The following is a 15319-nucleotide window of genomic DNA, read 5'->3' as shown; positions in this document are numbered from 1 at the left end:
GCCGTCAAACTGAGGAGACATCGCCATGTACGCCTTGGACGAGTTGACGCTTCGATGCCTGGCCGAAACGAGCTTTGCCAAGTACGGCCCGCACATCGCCCTTTCTTTCGTTGATGAACCGGCGCTCACCTTCAACGACCTCAAGCGCGCAGTGGCGGCTACCGCCCACGCGTTGAAGAAGAGGGGGGTCAAGCAGGGAGACAGAGTGGCGATCCTCGGGGAGAACAGCCCGCAGTGGGGCATCGCCTACTTGGCGGTCGTCACCATGGGCGCGGTGGTGGTGCCCATTCTGCCTGACTTTCACAAGTCGGAAGTGCACCACATCATCCGCAACTCGGGGGCGAAGGTGCTCTTTGTGGCCAGCAAGCTGGTGCACAAGGTCGAAGAGAAGCGACTCGGGGATTTGAAACTGCTGGTGGGGCTTGACCCCATCGAGCGTCGCGACTTGCCGTACAAAGTGGAAAACCTCAGCAAGCTGATCGACGAAGGGGCCAGGGAGACCACCCTGCCGGCGGCCAAGATCAAAGAGGGTGACCTCGCCGAGATCCTCTATACTTCTGGTACGACCGGCCACTCCAAGGGGGTGATGTTGTCCCACAAGAACATCACCTACAACGCCCTGCAGGGTCTGCGGGCGGTCCCAATTGGCCCGGAGGACACGCTGCTATCCATCCTCCCCATGGCTCACTCGTACGAGTGCACCATGGGTTTCCTTGCCCCCTTGTGTGGTGGGGCCAAGATCTACTACATCAAGGGGCTGCCCACCGCACAGACGCTGCTTCCCGCCTTGGAGCAGATCCGGCCGACCATTGTCCTTTCCGTGCCGCTGATCATGGAGAAGATCTACAAGAAGAAGGTTCTCGGCGAGATCGGGGAAAAGTTCTTGGTGAAGGACCTGTACAAGCTGGCGCCGATGCGCAAGGCACTCAACAAGGTTGCCGGCAAGCGGCTCTACAAGGCCTTTGGCGGCAACCTGCGCTTCATCTGCTTCGGTGGCGCCGCACTGAACCCGGAGGTGGAGACGTTCCTGCGCCAGGCGGGCTTCCCGTACATCTCTGGCTACGGTTTGACCGAATCGGCGCCTCTTCTCACGGTCAATCCGGAAGGGAAAGTCAAGTTCCAGTCCTGCGGCAAGGCAGTTGAGGGCGTGGACCTGGAGATTGTGGACCCTGATCCCCAGACGGGCATCGGCGAAATCTACGCGCGCGGGCCCAATGTGATGCTCGGCTATTACAAGAATCCGGAGGCCACCAAGCAGACCCTTCTGGACGGGGGATGGCTGGTCACCGGCGACCGCGGCTACTTAGACGATGACGGGTACCTGTACATCAAAGGCCGCTCTAAGAACGTCATCGTCGGCCCGAGCGGCGAGAACATCTACCCCGAGCAGATCGAAGCCAAGCTGGCCGAGAACAACTATGTGCTGGAATCGCTGGTGTACGAGCGCAACGGCCGCTTGGTGGCACGCGTCCACTTGGACTATGACCATTTGGACCAAGAAATGGGGTTGCACAAGATGGATGGGGAGCAAGCCTCGCGCAAGATTCAGGAGGTCCTTCAGGCCATCAAGAAAGAGGTGAACGAGAAGGTCTCCACCTTCTCGCGCATTCACGAGATCATCGAACAGCGTGAGCCCTTCGAGATGACCCCCACCAAGAAAATCAAACGGTATCTCTACACCGCTTGAGCGAAAGTGGCGGTGGCTCTTCCTTGAGCCGGTCTCCGTGCGGGGGCCGGCTTTTTCATTTGTCGCCACCGGGGTTTTCTCTCCGTGGTGGCGACAGGGAGGCGGCCAGTAGGGCGTCGATAGCCTGGTGGAGTGGCTCCTTGCTCTTGTCCTGTTGGCGAGCCAAGCCCACGCACACCCTTCCCAGAGCGGCGTACGCGGCGGCAAGATCCGGTAGCCCAGTGAGTGCGCGCAGATGCTTCTCCACCGTGCCGAGGTCGCCGCGCGCGATGGGGCCGGTGAGTGCACGCACAGGCCCTTGGGCTACGAGGTTGGCGGCTGTCTGCGCCAGGAGCGGAGCAAGCGTCCGCGCAGCGGTCGCCTCGTCGAAGCCCAACGCTGCTAACAGGCGCATGGCGCTTGCCTGCAGAGCCACCACGTAGTTTGATGCAAACACACAGGCCAGGTGGTAGAGCACGTTCTTGGGGCCCGGGAATTCCACAGGAACAGCACCGACACGACAGAACAGCGGTGCCAGACGCTGACGGGCTTCAACATCACCTTCCAGCGTTACGTACGCGCCGTTCCAGAGTTGCCAGTCCTCCTCCCGCCCTGCGAAGGTCATGACTGGGTGCGCTGAGGCCACCAGTCCCCCTATGGTCCGCAGGGGAGCCAGAACCGCGGAATCCAAGACCCCGGAAGTGTGCGCCACGACCGTGCCAGGGCGGATAGCGCTGCAAGAGCTCAATGGGGTGACCACCTCGGGCAGCGCGTCGTCGGGCACGGCCAAGAGGACAAAGTCGGTGGGACTGGTGAGCGCCGCGACTGAAGAGGAAGCGATGCTGGCAGCACTGAGGGTCGCACACCGCCTGGCTTTGGCCAAGTCTTGGTCGACGATGCCGGTCACTCTTAGGCCGGCCTTGTGCAGCGCGATGGCGAAGCTGCCCCCCACTCGTCCTGCGCCCACCAGGGCGATGCTTTCCGCTCCTCCGTTGGCACCCGCCATGTTCGCCTTCCCGGTCGATGCCTAAGTGCGACGGTAGACCGCAGCCGCCGCATAGCCCACCACGTATCCGCCTCGCACGCCGGTCACATCAGCGGAGTTGGTTTGCGCAAGCACCGTCACCGTGTCAGCCTTGAGCAGGCGGGCGGCATGCAACATGACGCTCACCGGACCGGCCCCGCACGCCATGTACTTCCCTTGACTCGCCCCTGCGGCGAAATCCTCGGGATCGAAGGCTTCTAACGCGGCAAGCGTGCGGGAGTCGGCCAGCCTGCACTCCTCGTAGGAGTAGCCGTGGTAGAGGTCGGTGCTTGCCACAATCAGCACCTGGCGCTCGCCGATGGCCTGCGCTATTGCCTCGCCAAAGCGACGGCTGCTCGCCCCGTGATAGTCCGAGATGACGATGGGCACAATCGGCATTCCCGGCAATGCTTTTTGCAGGAAAGGGAGGTGCACCTCCAACGAGTGCTCCGCGTTCTCACCGTGCACCTCGTGGCCGCGCGGGGAAAAGGTTACCCCCTTGCCCTGCGCGACGATCTGCTCGGCAAGCTCCCTGTCCACAGCCACCTCCCCCAAAGGCGTGGCGTAGCCCGAGAAAGGAGAGACGGCCGCCTCACGGAAAACTTCGCGGTGGCTGGGGGCCATGATGACCACGCTCTCGTATGGCTTGCCCATGACCTGCTTGTACGCGGCTGCCGCAGTAGACCCCGAGTACAGATACCCGGCGTGAGGCGCCACCAGGCCGACAATCTGGCCTGGAATGTTTCTTTCCGGAGCCTCGGCCAAAAGACGCGTGACCAATGTGTCGAGCTGTCGAGGGTTCGCGGGGTAGAATGCACCGGCAAAGGCGGCTGGCCGCGTATGCTCTGCTGACCTCATAGTCCTTACCCCTCCATTTGCCCTCGTCTCCCAAACCCGTGGCGACCCAAGGCGGTGCAAGTCACCCGGTGATGACGGCCCGTTTGTTAATATAAGACTTTTACGCTAAGAAGCAAGTCAAAAGTTGTGCGAACGTGAAGAGGTTAGGCAAAAACTCGCAGTGCTGGTGCGCAGCCGCATCTTAACCCTTGACATCGTCACTGCAAAGTGCTATTTTTCGTGGTGCCTGTGGTCTCGCGAAGATGCGTCAAAAGGAGACAAGTGGTAGAAGCGAACTGTTTGCCCAAGAAAACACGAAGGAGAGTGGCTCTCTGGTGTATTGTTGGTTGGCTGTTCGCTGGTGCTGTGTCTTTGACCGCGGCAGGCGGCGGAGCAGCCAGGCACGACGAGGCCCGGCGGAGCATTGAGGCCATGTGGGCCGAGGTCAAGCCGGAGATCGACGGCTGTCTGCTCGACTTGGCGTGGCAGGCGGTTGCCTTTCAGGGCGACTTTGTGCAGCGCGAGCCTCAGGAGGGCGCAGCCTGCAGCGAACGCACCGAGGTGGCCGTCCTCTATGACTCGGAAAACCTCTACCTGGGCGTTAGGTGTTATGACACAGAGTCGGAGCGCCTCGTCGCCAGAGAGATGCTCCGCGACACACAGCTTGACGACGATGACAACTTTGAGATAGTGATCGACTCTTACCGCGACCGGCGCAGCGGCTTCTATTTCGTCGTCAACCCTCGCGGGGCGATGCGGGACGCAGTCTTCAGCAACGAGGGGCGCAATTTCAATCCCTCCTGGGATGGCATCTGGAAGTGCCGCACGGAAGTGAACCACCTCGGCTGGTTCGCCGAGATCGCCATCCCGTGGAAGACGTTGCGCTTTGCCCGCCAAGACACGCAAGTGTGGGGCATCAATTTCGCGCGCACCATTCGCCGCAAGAATGAATACGCCTATTGGCAACTGGTGCCCCGCGACATCGGCTGGGTGGGTCTGTTCCGCTTGTCGGAAGCAGGCACTTTGCGCGGGCTTGCGGGATTGCATGGCGGCGGCACCTGGGACATCAAGCCATACGTGGTAGGGGGCATCGAACGCGACGCGAACACCTCCTTCGCCACCCTGCGCAAGGGCGACCTCGGCCTGGACGCCAAGGTGTTGCTCACGCAGAATGTCGTCGTCGACCTGACGGTGAACCCGGACTTTGCCCAGGTGGAAGCCGACCGCGAACAGGTGAACCTGACCCGTTTTTCCCTCTACTTCCCGGAAAAGCGGGAATTCTTTTTGGAGGGGGGCGATGTTTTTTCCTTCGGAAGTGGGCGCGGCAACATGGAGCTTTTCTACAGCCGCCGCATTGGCCTGGCCAACGGGGTGGCGATTCCCATTATCGGCGGCGCCAAGTTGGTGGGTAAGATTGGCAACTACCAGGTGGGCGCCCTGAACATGGTCACCAGCCGCAAGACCCTGGAAGACGGCGAGGTGGTGCCCGCCGCCAATTTCAGCGTGCTGCGGGTACGGCGCGACCTGATGAGCAGGGCATCCTTGGGACTGCTCTTCACGTCCAAGGACCAACTGAGCAGTGCGGCGTATGGCCGCTCGTTTGGTGTCGACGGGTTCTTCCCGCTGACCGACCACTTGACCGTGAGCGGCTGGGCAGCGGGTGAGTTCGGCGCCGGCGATGAGAGGCTGGCGCCCAAGGCCCTGCTCCGGCACTCGGCCTCCGACCTGAGCGTGCGCTACCACAGTGACCTGTGGTCTTTCGGGGGCGGCGTGCAGGACGTGGGCGCGGCATTTGACCCAGCCATGGGCTTCGTGCGCCGCAGAGATTTTCGTCGCGCCCAAGTGAGCGGCGAGTACTCGCCGCGGCCGCGCAACGCCACGGTGATTCGGCAGTTCAGCTACCGCCTGGGTGCGGATTGGCGTACCGACCACGCGGGGACGATGTTAGACAACGGTCTCGACGCCTCCTTCGGCGTGCGTTTCCAGAATAGCGCCCGCTTCGAGCTCGGCGTGAGCAGGGAATACGAATGGCTGCCAGAGGACTGGGAAATCCGCCCGGGGCTTGTAGTACCCCAAGGGGAGTACACCGGATACGAGGGGTTTGTGGAGCTCACTTCGGACCGCGGCCGCTCCCTATCCGGCTCCGTGGACCTGCACGCCGGCGACTACTACACCGGACACAACGTGGGACTGCGTGCGGAGAGTGAGCTTACCGCGATCCCCCAGGTGAAACTTGCACTCAACTACAGCCACAATTATGTGTCCTTAGCAGGGGGGCAATTCCACACCAATACGCTGGGAGTGCGGTTCTTCTACTTCTTTTCCACGGAACTCTTTTTCAAAGCATACGTTCAGTGGAATGACGACCGTTTGAACTACGGCGGCAAGCATCGCCTGGTCAGCAATTTTCTGCTGCGCTGGATCTACAGCCCAGGCAGCGACCTTTACGTGGTTGTCAACGATGGGCGCTTGGTGGGGCCAGGTGGGCAAGAGATCACCAATCGTACTGTGCTCCTGAAGGCTACGCGATTCCTGCGTACCTGAAAAGCCCACGGCCTCCAGCCAAGGTGACTCGTGCGGAGGGAGCGTATGCAGAGGCAGGGAGAGCTTTCCATACCGGCACTGCGCCGCTTCTTCGACAAGTGGCTGTACTGCACTTTTGTTGACCTTGGGTTGCGCGGCAACGGCGTGCGCGACTATCTCACCGACCTCTTGACACGTTTCGCGCGGACCGAGAACCTGTACCGCCTCAAGGCCTGGGGTGGGAAAGAGGTGCTCACCATAGTGGAGATGCTCTTGGAGGCGGAAGCACGTGCACATCCGGAGAGCCCCCAGTTCAATCCCAACGACGAACGGGAAATCCGGCGCCACGTGGGCGACTATACCATGTTTACGACGGGTATCTTTCGGGAGTACGTCACCAACATCGGCGTGCTGGACCTTTACCTCAAGCAGGGGGAACTGGCCTACTTAGGAGTGAGTGAGCTGGACGAGATCGCCGAGCGCCAGACAGCGCCCCTGTTCCGCCGCCTGTTCCGCGAGTTCGAAAGGCTCTCTGGCGCGCTGGACTACATGAAGAAGGTCTACCTCAGGCCAGACATCCAGCCGGGCGAATTCCGCAGCCTGATCGACCGCCTGAGTCGGTGGTAGCGGAGCGCCTGTGCCTTTCTGTCGGCCGCTGCTCTGCTGGAGCGGCAGCAAGATACGAGGAGGAATGCCATGCGTCTGAGGTTGCTGTCTGGGCTCCTGGGGGGAACTGCAGTCGTCGCCACCGTTGCGGCGCAACTCTTGGCCCAACACCCCTTCGACATCACCTCCTACGAACTCCATCTGCGCATCGACCCGTCCACGGAGACCATAAGCGGCGTCGCTACCGTGCGCTTTTGCAGCCGCGATTCCGCCTTGCAGAGCATTGAGCTGGATCTTTCCAGCGCCCTGACGGTGAGCGGTGTGGTGGGTAACAGTGCGGGCTTTGTTCATGCAAATGACCGCCTCACCGTGCAGTTAGACCATGCGCTGGCGCCGGGAGAGCATGCGGCGGTGGCGGTGTACTACGCTGGCAAGCCGCGCAATGTGGGTGGTCTTGGGATGGTGTTTGCGCGGGCGGCTAATGCCCCGAGCGTGCACACCATCAGCTGCCCCTACCATGCTTATCTGTGGATGCCGTGCCGCGACTACCCTGGCGACAAAGCGGATAGCGTGCGAATGGTCGTCACCGTACCGAGCTCCATGGTGGTTGCGTCCAACGGTCGCCCGCTCGCCCAGGAGCCCCACGGCGACGGCACGACGACTTTTACCTGGCTGGAGAGCTATCCCATTGCCACCTACCTCATATGCCTTACCGCCGGCAAGTACACGGTGCTGAACGATGCCTACACCAGCGTCAGTGGCAAAGTTGTGCCGCTCCAGTATTTTGTCTATCCGAGCGATGTGGCGAAGGCCCAGGAGGACTTTGCGGTGGTTCCGCGCGCCATGGCCGCCTTCGAACATTGGTTCGGCGAATACCCTTTTGCCGACGAGAAGTACGGCATGGCCGAGTGCCAGATGATTTTTGGCGGCATGGAACACCAGACAATGACCACTATCCACCCCAATTACATCACTGGGCAACACACCTACGACGACGTTTTTGTGCACGAGCTTGCCCACATGTGGTGGGGAGACTGCGTCACGGTGGAGAATTGGCACCACTGCTGGCTGAATGAAGGATTCGCCTCTTATGCCGAAGCCCTGTACCACGAGTACTATTCTGGCAAAGCGGCATATCATGCGCACATGAACACGAGCCTCAACGCTCTTCAATACAAGGAGCCCGTCTATCGCCACGATCTGAGCAACGCCATGGGCATTTTCGATGCAGTCGTCTACAACAAGGGCGCCTGGATCCTGCACATGCTGCGCGGCATGGTGGGCGACTCGGCCTTCAAGGAGATCTTGCGCCTTTACCGCCAACGTCACGAATATGGCAACGCCACCACCGAAGACTTTTGCCGGGTGTGCGAGGAGGTCGCTGGCACGTCTTTGGACTGGTTCTTTCAGGAATGGGTCTATGACCGCTGGCACCCCGAATACTTCTACGGCTACAGAGTCACCGATAAAGGGGTGGGGTATTCCCCCCGTTACGCGGTGAAGATGTTCATCGATCAGGAGCAGGCCATCGGCCCGCTCTTTCACATGCCCCTGCTCATCAACGTGCGCGCCCCGGCAGGTTACGAGTGGATTCTCTTGCCGCGAGTGGAGGAAAGATACCTCACCTTGTCATGGGAGACCGAGGTTCGCCCCGATACCATCTTGTTGGATCCAGACGGCTGGGTGTTGAAGGAGGCCAAGTCCACGACGCGTCCGGCAATCGGTTGTGTCGCTGCCACCGTTGTCCATGATTCCGGCAACAATGACGGCCGCGCGGACCCGGGAGAGATGGTGCAGCTCAGCCTGTTGCTCGACAATCGCGGCGTGGACGCAGAGGATGTGCAAATCGTGCTCTCCTGTCCGGATCCTGCGATTGCGCTTCGGCAAGACACAGCGAGGGTAAGTTTCTTGGAACACCGCGAGCAGAAAGCGGTCGGTCCCTTCGAGTTCGCGGTGAGCGACACTGCCACCGCTCGACGTGTGGCATTCGTTGCCCGCATGGGCGCAGCCGGCGGCTACGCCGCGTGCGATACCTTCACTGTTGGAGTGGGACGGGCGCCGCTGCTGCTGGTGGACGATGACGGCGGTGCTTCCTATGAGGGCTATTTCCTGAGCCCCCTGGCGGAACTGGGCACCTACGTGGACTACTGGAACTCCGCCCAGCAGGGGCCGCCCAAGGTCGCCGATCTCTCCAGCTACGACACGGTGATCTGGTTTACCGGCGACGACGACAGCACCACCCTCACTTCTGTGGAGCAGGCGGCCCTCGCCGACTACCTCGCCAAGGGGAGAAACCTCTTGCTCACCGGCCAGAACATCGCCTCCGACCTGATGGCGCGACGCTCGGCTCCCGACTCGGCCTTTTGTGCCGACCTCCTGCACATCGGGCTGGTGCAGCCGTCCACTTCAGACTATTTGGCCATGGGTGTGGCCGGCGATCCGATTGCTCCGGGACTCGTCATCAACCTGCGGGGGCAGTATGGTGCGGGCAACCAGACTGCTCCGGACGTGGTTACTCCCCTTGCCCCCGGCGTGGTGATGCTGAAATACCTGCCCAGCCAAGGTGGGGCTGCGGTGCACGGGCAGGATGCACGCACGGGCGCCAAGCTGGTCTATTTGGCCTTTGGATTCGAAGGCATTGGCGGGCCGTCGAAGACGACGGCGACCCAGCTGCTACAGAAGATTCTCGCCTGGTTTGCCCTTCCGAGCGGCGTTCATCCCGATCGACCCTCCGCCCTGCTCCCTGAGAGCTTCCGTTTGCTGCCGCCGCATCCGAACCCGTTCAACAGCAGCGTGGTCGTCCTCGTGGAGCTGCCCGCCAAGGCCAGGTTGCGATTGACAGTGGTGAACGCGGCCGGCCAGGTGACGCGCGTGCTGGTGGATGAGCAGCGCGCCCCCGGGCGCTACCGCGAGCGCTGGGATGGATGCGATGCGCAGGGGAACCCAGTGGCCAGTGGCGTCTACTACCTGCAGGCGGAAGCGGGAAATATGCGCGACAGCTCGAAGGTGGTCCTTCTCCGGTGAGTCCGCTTCCTGAAACGCCGGCGAACCATGCCGGAAAGGTGTCTTCCCAGCGGCCGAACACATTGGCCGACCAGGCGAAGGGAGCCGAGGTAGACTCTCCCCTGCCAGAAGGGCTGCCTCGTTTTGGATGGCGGACGGCTGTTGCGCAGCACGGGCTCATCACAGCAGAGAGGCGCGATGATGGACCTTGACTTCAGGCTGATGGCCATCGCCTACTGGGTCGGCGATTTCCTTCGCCCGCGCAGGCGCATTCTCCGTGAGGTGGATATCAAGCCGGGCTTTGCGATGGTCGATTACGGGTGTGGCCCGGGAAGTTACGTGCTTGTGGTGGCCGAGCTCGTAGGCGAGGAGGGAAAGGTCTATGCCCTCGATGTCCACCCGCGCGCGTTGCAGATGGTGCGGCGCCGGGCCGCAAATAAGCACCTCGGCAACGTGCACACCGTCCTTTCTCCCTGTTCCACATATTTGCCCGATGGGGCAATCGAGGTCGCTGTCCTGTACGACTTCCTCCACGACTTGAAGGAGCCGGAGGCGGTGTTGCGCGAGCTCTGGCGAGTGCTAAGCCCGAGGGCTCGCTTTCTGTGAGGAACCATCACATGCGGCCGCAGGCCATCGCAACGCGCGTTACCGGCACAGGCCTCTTCAGGCTGGCGCGCCAAGGAAAGTACACACTCCTGTTCCGCAAGGAGGCTCGTGTTGCGCTCGCCTTTTAAGAGATGAGAGGTTGAGGGAATTGTACACGAACCGGGGAGCCGCGGAGGCGGCATGCGCGAGGTCAGGTTCCACATCCTGTTCTTGGGCCTCATCCTCATTGCCCTTGGTGTTCTGCTCCTTCTGCACACTCGTGAGCAGTTGGACTTTTGGGAGCTTCTCGAGCGCTACTGGCCGCTCGTGATCATTCTGGCGGGTATCTACGTGCTGCTCCACGCATTCAGCCCGTGGGGAGCTCTGCCGCATGTGGAAGCGGCGTCTGAGCCGCCAGGCACGGGCCTCGTCGGCGATGCGTTTCTGCATCATGCCGTGTGGGGCGACATCAAGCTCGTCAGCGAGGCCACGGCTTTCCGTGGTGGCAGCGTGCACACAGTGTTCGGGGACGTGGAGCTGGACCTCTCGCGTGCCGACATTGCCCCCGGCGAGCAAAAGCTCGAAGTCTCATCGACCTTCGGCGAGGTGACTCTTCGCGTCAAGCCAGGAACGCCGGTGGCGGTGCGCGCTACCACGGTGCTGGGCGATGTCGATGTGTTTGGGCAGAAGCGTTCGGGTCTTGGTCCGGGCATTACCTATCAGAGCCCCGACTATGCCCAGGCAGAGGCGAAGCTGGCGGTCTGGATTTCGCAGGTTGCCGGCGACATAACCGTGCGCTAATCTGTGGAAAGCCCGCCGGTGCCGCTCATGGTATGGCGCTGCTTGCACCAAACCTCTGCCGGGAATCGGCCTGGCTCCTCCGGCCGGCGTCAAGGCCGCATGTGGCCTCAGGCTCTCCTGGCTCGCTGCGAGGAACATTTACCTTGTGGGTTCGTATGAATGGACCGTGGCTGGTAGGCAGAATAGGGGAATCGCCTTGCGTGTAATATGAGTGGTTCTCGTGGGCGCTTCGGATGTGCGTCGGTAGCGCACACGCACTGTCGTTTCAGAGGCAGCGCATCAGCCTTTGGGAGTCGGAAGATGAAGAAACTCCACGCATGTGGCATGCTGCATCTGATCGTGGCCCTTGCGCTTGCTGGGGCCGGATGGTTCTCAACAGCGTTGGCGCAGGCCATGGCGCCAGCTGAGGTCATGGCAAAGCTCGCTGCCGCCGGGGGGCCAGAGAAGCACCCGGAGGCCAACACCATTCTGGTGGACATGAGGACCGAGTACGTGTACCAGCTTGACGGCACCTACGTGGCAACGCTCTACGGCCTGCGGAAGATTCTCACCGCTGAGGGAAAGAAGCAGCATGGCCAGGAGCGCGTCCAGTACTATCGCAAGTACGACCACGTGCACGTCACTTTGGCCAGAGTGATCAAGCCCGATGGCTTGGTGATTGATGTGGCGCCAGAGAACATCAAAGACCAGACCATCCCGGAAGTGGCGGCCATGAACATCTACGAGCCGGACATGCGGCAGCTGGTCATTACCTTTCCGAACCTGGAGGTGGGAGATGCTACCGAGTACACCGTCATCGATACCTGCCACCGTGCGGTAATCCAGGGCGAGTTCGATGTGACGTACCTCTTCCAGGAAATCGACCCCGTGGTTCGCGATGAACTGGTGGTGAGAGGTCCGGCCGCACGACCTTTGCGCTACCAGGTGCAGAACGATCCCCATGGGAGCGTGCGTTTTGCCCGTACCGAGGAGGATGGCGCAATCACCTACCGCTGGTGGGCAGACAACCAGCCGCGCATCGTGCTCGAGCCAGCCATGCCTTCGCTGATCAACGTGTCGCCAGGGGTATGGGCCTCGACGATCGCCTCGTGGCGACAGATCTCCCGCTGGGGCTATCAGCTCAACGAGCAGTACATCGACATGAACGAGGCCTTGCGCGCCGAAACCCACCGCTTGGTACGCGGCTGCGCGACGAGGCAGGACACGCTGCTTGCGCTGTACCACTTTGTGGCGCAGAAGGTGCGCTACATGGGCATCGGCCTGGGCAAGAAGACGGGGTACGACCCCAAACCCGCTACCAAGACCTACGGGACCAAGTATGGCGTATGCCGCGACGTGGCGGTGTTGCTCACCGCGATGCTCCGCGAGGTAGGCATCCCCGCTTTTGTCGTGTACACCTCTGCAGGGTATGAGCAGTACACCGAGATTCCCAACCTGCTATGGAGTCATGGCATCGTGGCCGTGCCTCAGGAGGGTGGCTACCTCTACATAGACCCCACCGTGGAGAACGGCATGGACCTGCTCATGTCGGTGGAGGCGGAGCAGGTGACCCTGGTGCTGACGGCAGCCGGAGACAGCTTGGCGCGCACGCCCTACAGTCCTGCCGAGGACAACGCCGCTCGTTTCACCGCCACCACCAGGCTCCACCAGGACGGCTCCATGACCGGCCTTCTCCACGTGGAAGCGAAGGGCATCTACGACTTGGCACTCCGCCAGGTGGTGAAGGCGCTGCCGCCTGCTCGCCTCAAGAACGTGTTCCAAGAATTGGGGGCGTCTGCCTTTCCCGGGTTGGTCGTGGAGGAGGTAACTTTTGGCGACCCTGAGGACCTGTACCATCCCCTCACGCTGGATATTCGTCTCACGGCGCAGGACTTTGCTCTGCAGGCCGGCAGATACCTCCTGGTGAAGAACCCATTGGCAAGTGGGGATTTTGACATCCTGGGCAAGCAGTTTTTGCGCGCTGCCAACTTGCCCAAGCGCACCTATCCGTTCAATCTGCAGACAACCCTTGCCTCGCTGTGCGAGGAGACCCTCGTCATCCCCAATAAATTCAGGGTGAAAGCCTTGCCGAATGAGGTGAGCGTAGAACGGCCTGCTGTGGGCTACAGCATGCGATTTGCCGAGACACGCGCTGAGGAGCCAGAGCACAGTGCGGCCGTGCAGTTCACCAGCAAACTGGCGCTGAAGCGCAAGATTTACTCCCCAGAGGAATATCTGCAACTCAAAGAGGTGATGAAGACTGCACAGCGCTCCACCCGTGGCGAAATCATCCTGGAGAGGGTGAACTGACCGCTCTCTGTCAATGGAAAGGAAAACGACCATGACCAGGCATTCGATGCGGCACTTGTTGTGGGCGCTCCTTGGGCTGTGCCTCGCTGCCATGGCCGCCGCCCAAACGCAGTATACCGACGACGACATACGCAGAATGGTGCGCGAGTCGCCACGCTTCTCGGAGTTTCCGGAGGCCGGTGCGGTGGTCCTCTTGGAGCAGGTGGTGCATGAGGTGAACAGCGACGGCAGCGCGGTGACCAGCGAGCATTTCCTGGTGAAAATCCTGCGCGACCGCGGCAAGACCAAGTTTGCCGACCTAAAGCGGACCTACAACTTGAAGACCGATAGCATGGAGGTGCTCCTGGCGCAGACGCGCAGACGCATCGGGGCGCCGATCCCGGTGGAGAAGGACGCAATCAACGACATCACCCCCCCCGAGTTTGCGGATGCCGCTGTCTATGCCGATTTCCACCAGAGGGTCATTTCCTACCCGGAAGTGGCGCCGAACATGTGCCTTGAGCTCAAGCGGCGAACCTATCACAGAGCCGATGAGACCGGCAGCAAGTACTTCTGGGGCATAGCCACTTTCCAGGGCGACGAGCCCATCATGGTCAAAGAGTACACGGTCGTGGTGCCCAAAGGGCTTGCGTTTTCCTACAAGGCTACCGGTGATGTGCCAGAGCCGCTGGTCTCAGAAAAGGGCGGCAAGAAGGCCTACACATGGCGTGTAGAGAAGGCGCCACAAATCATTGCCGAGCCCAACATGCCCCCGGAGATGGAGCCGCGGCTCCTGTACAGCTCCTGCCCCTCATGGGAAGCCTTGGGAATGTGGCTCGGGGAGCAGTTCCGTGAGAAAGTGCAGCCGAACCTGGCCATCCAGGCCAAAGCTGCCGAGCTCACTAAGGGCCTCGGTAGCGAGGAAGACAAAGTGCGGGCGGTCTACCTCTGGCTGGCGAGCAGCGTGCGCAACGTGAGCTTGCCCCTGGGGGTGACGGGCTATGCGCCCCATCCAGCCGCCCAGGTGTTGGAGAACATGTACGGCGACTGGCGGGACAAAGCTACCCTACTCACCGCTCTGCTCGGCGCGGTGGGGGTGCGCGCCGACGTCGCCTTTGTCAAGCGCAACGGCGCTGCCTTGCTGTCCGACATCCCTACGCCGAAGCAGCTCGACGCCATCTACGTGCGCGCTGTGCTGCGGAGCGGCCAAGTTCTGTGGCTTGACCCCTTTGCGGAAGATTGTCGTTACGGCTACTTCCCAGGCGGCGACGGCACGCAGGCCTTGGCCGTCACCGAAAAGGGCGGCGAGCTGGTCACCGTGCCGCCATTCTCTGCCGAGGTCAATAGCTTCCTGCTGCGCGGCGGGTACACTTTCGCAGGCGACGGCGCGCTGCGCGGCAGCGAGGAGTTTCGCCTCGATGGCGCTTTTGACCGCCGGCTGCGCTCCCGCGTCAAGGATCTCACCCCAAAGGAGCTGGAGCAACTCTTCGATCAGGCGGCAAGCAGAGTCGGCGAAGGGACCGCGATCACGACGCGGTCGCTTTCCAACTTGAAGGACCTCACCGCTCCATCGCAATTGACCTGGGCTTTCGACTCGCCCGACTACGCCGTGGCGGAGGGAGATATGATGATTTGCCCCCTTCCGCCGGTGGGTTTTGACTTCTTGGAGGCGACTCCCTATCGCCCCACGCTGCAGGAGCGCAAGTACCCCTTCCACATCGGGATGAACTGTAGCTTCCAGTCCGAGCGGCGCTTCCGGCTGCCGGCGGGCATTCGCGTAGCCTACCTGCCGCCCAAGGTCGCCGTGGAAAAGGAGTTCGGCTCATGGGCCCTCGATTACCAGACCGTCGCAAGTGATCCCTACGTGGTGGTGGAGAAAAAGAGCGTCCTCTTGCGGCGGCAAACCATCCCGGTGGAGAAATACGGCCTCTACAAGGCTGTGTACGACGACTTTGTGCATCGCCGGAACACGATAATTCTCTTGGAAAAGGTGCAGTGAGGACAAA

Annotated in this window: 10 protein-coding genes; 8 read left to right on the top strand and 2 right to left on the bottom strand. The window is 61.5% G+C overall.

Annotation, left to right across the window (positions count from 1 at the left end; translation table 11 throughout):
- Nucleotides 1-25: 25 nt before the first annotated feature.
- Nucleotides 26-1687, top strand: coding sequence for an AMP-binding protein (locus NUW13_09590; GenBank protein ID MCR4439274.1), 1662 nt, complete (start codon nucleotides 26-28; stop codon nucleotides 1685-1687).
- Between the two features lie 55 nt (nucleotides 1688-1742).
- On the opposite strand, the gene NUW13_09585 is transcribed toward NUW13_09590, so the two are convergent.
- Nucleotides 1743-2672 carry a DUF2520 domain-containing protein gene (locus tag NUW13_09585; protein MCR4439273.1) on the bottom strand — a complete coding sequence of 310 codons (930 nt, stop codon included), beginning with the start codon at nucleotides 2670-2672 and terminating at the stop codon, nucleotides 1743-1745.
- Between the two features lie 21 nt (nucleotides 2673-2693).
- Nucleotides 2694-3548 (bottom strand): AmmeMemoRadiSam system protein B, encoded by an 855-nt coding sequence (gene amrB, locus NUW13_09580; protein MCR4439272.1) that lies wholly within the window; start codon nucleotides 3546-3548, stop codon nucleotides 2694-2696.
- 411 nt (nucleotides 3549-3959) lie between these two features.
- Between amrB and NUW13_09575 the strand changes: the two genes are divergently transcribed.
- The 7 genes from NUW13_09575 (at nucleotide 3960) to NUW13_09545 (ending at nucleotide 15312) form a co-directional block, all read left to right on the top strand.
- Nucleotides 3960-6071 (top strand): carbohydrate binding family 9 domain-containing protein, encoded by a 2112-nt coding sequence (locus NUW13_09575; protein MCR4439271.1) that lies wholly within the window; start codon nucleotides 3960-3962, stop codon nucleotides 6069-6071.
- A 45-nt stretch (nucleotides 6072-6116) separates the two neighbouring features.
- On the top strand, nucleotides 6117-6677 hold the full coding sequence (locus NUW13_09570) for a hypothetical protein (GenBank protein MCR4439270.1): 561 nt from the start codon (nucleotides 6117-6119) through the stop codon (nucleotides 6675-6677).
- Between the two features lie 69 nt (nucleotides 6678-6746).
- On the top strand, nucleotides 6747-9680 hold the full coding sequence (locus NUW13_09565; GenBank protein MCR4439269.1) for a hypothetical protein: 2934 nt from the start codon (nucleotides 6747-6749) through the stop codon (nucleotides 9678-9680).
- Between the two features lie 177 nt (nucleotides 9681-9857).
- On the top strand, nucleotides 9858-10265 hold the full coding sequence (locus NUW13_09560) for a class I SAM-dependent methyltransferase (protein ID MCR4439268.1): 408 nt from the start codon (nucleotides 9858-9860) through the stop codon (nucleotides 10263-10265).
- A 180-nt stretch (nucleotides 10266-10445) separates the two neighbouring features.
- On the top strand, nucleotides 10446-11045 hold the full coding sequence (gene liaF, locus NUW13_09555) for a cell wall-active antibiotics response protein LiaF (GenBank protein ID MCR4439267.1): 600 nt from the start codon (nucleotides 10446-10448) through the stop codon (nucleotides 11043-11045).
- A 300-nt stretch (nucleotides 11046-11345) separates the two neighbouring features.
- Nucleotides 11346-13334, top strand: a complete 1989-nt coding sequence (locus NUW13_09550; protein MCR4439266.1) for a DUF3857 domain-containing protein — start codon at nucleotides 11346-11348, stop codon at nucleotides 13332-13334.
- 31 nt (nucleotides 13335-13365) lie between these two features.
- Nucleotides 13366-15312: a DUF3857 and transglutaminase domain-containing protein gene (locus tag NUW13_09545; GenBank protein ID MCR4439265.1), complete on the top strand. Its 1947-nt coding sequence runs from the start codon at nucleotides 13366-13368 to the stop codon at nucleotides 15310-15312.
- Nucleotides 15313-15319: the final 7 nt, after the last annotated feature.

This window comes from candidate division KSB1 bacterium (genome assembly GCA_024655945.1).
Lineage (GTDB): Bacteria > Zhuqueibacterota > Zhuqueibacteria > JANLFK01 > Oleimicrobiaceae > Oleimicrobium.
This window is presented reverse-complemented; position numbering and strand designations above follow the sequence as displayed.

Excerpts from the sequence above, each read along its gene's own strand:
- NUW13_09550 (MCR4439266.1), top strand. The coding sequence starts at position 11,346 with ATGAAGAAACTCCACGCATGTGGCATGCTGCATCTGATCGTGGCCCTT.
- NUW13_09585 (MCR4439273.1), bottom strand. The coding sequence starts at position 2,672 with ATGGCGGGTGCCAACGGAGGAGCGGAAAGCATCGCCCTGGTGGGCGCA.
- liaF (MCR4439267.1), top strand. The coding sequence starts at position 10,446 with ATGCGCGAGGTCAGGTTCCACATCCTGTTCTTGGGCCTCATCCTCATT.
- NUW13_09575 (MCR4439271.1), top strand. The coding sequence starts at position 3,960 with ATGTGGGCCGAGGTCAAGCCGGAGATCGACGGCTGTCTGCTCGACTTG.
- NUW13_09565 (MCR4439269.1), top strand. The coding sequence starts at position 6,747 with ATGCGTCTGAGGTTGCTGTCTGGGCTCCTGGGGGGAACTGCAGTCGTC.
- amrB (MCR4439272.1), bottom strand. The coding sequence starts at position 3,548 with ATGAGGTCAGCAGAGCATACGCGGCCAGCCGCCTTTGCCGGTGCATTC.
- NUW13_09545 (MCR4439265.1), top strand. The coding sequence starts at position 13,366 with ATGACCAGGCATTCGATGCGGCACTTGTTGTGGGCGCTCCTTGGGCTG.
- NUW13_09560 (MCR4439268.1), top strand. The coding sequence starts at position 9,858 with ATGATGGACCTTGACTTCAGGCTGATGGCCATCGCCTACTGGGTCGGC.
- NUW13_09570 (MCR4439270.1), top strand. The coding sequence starts at position 6,117 with ATGCAGAGGCAGGGAGAGCTTTCCATACCGGCACTGCGCCGCTTCTTC.
- NUW13_09590 (MCR4439274.1), top strand. The coding sequence starts at position 26 with ATGTACGCCTTGGACGAGTTGACGCTTCGATGCCTGGCCGAAACGAGC.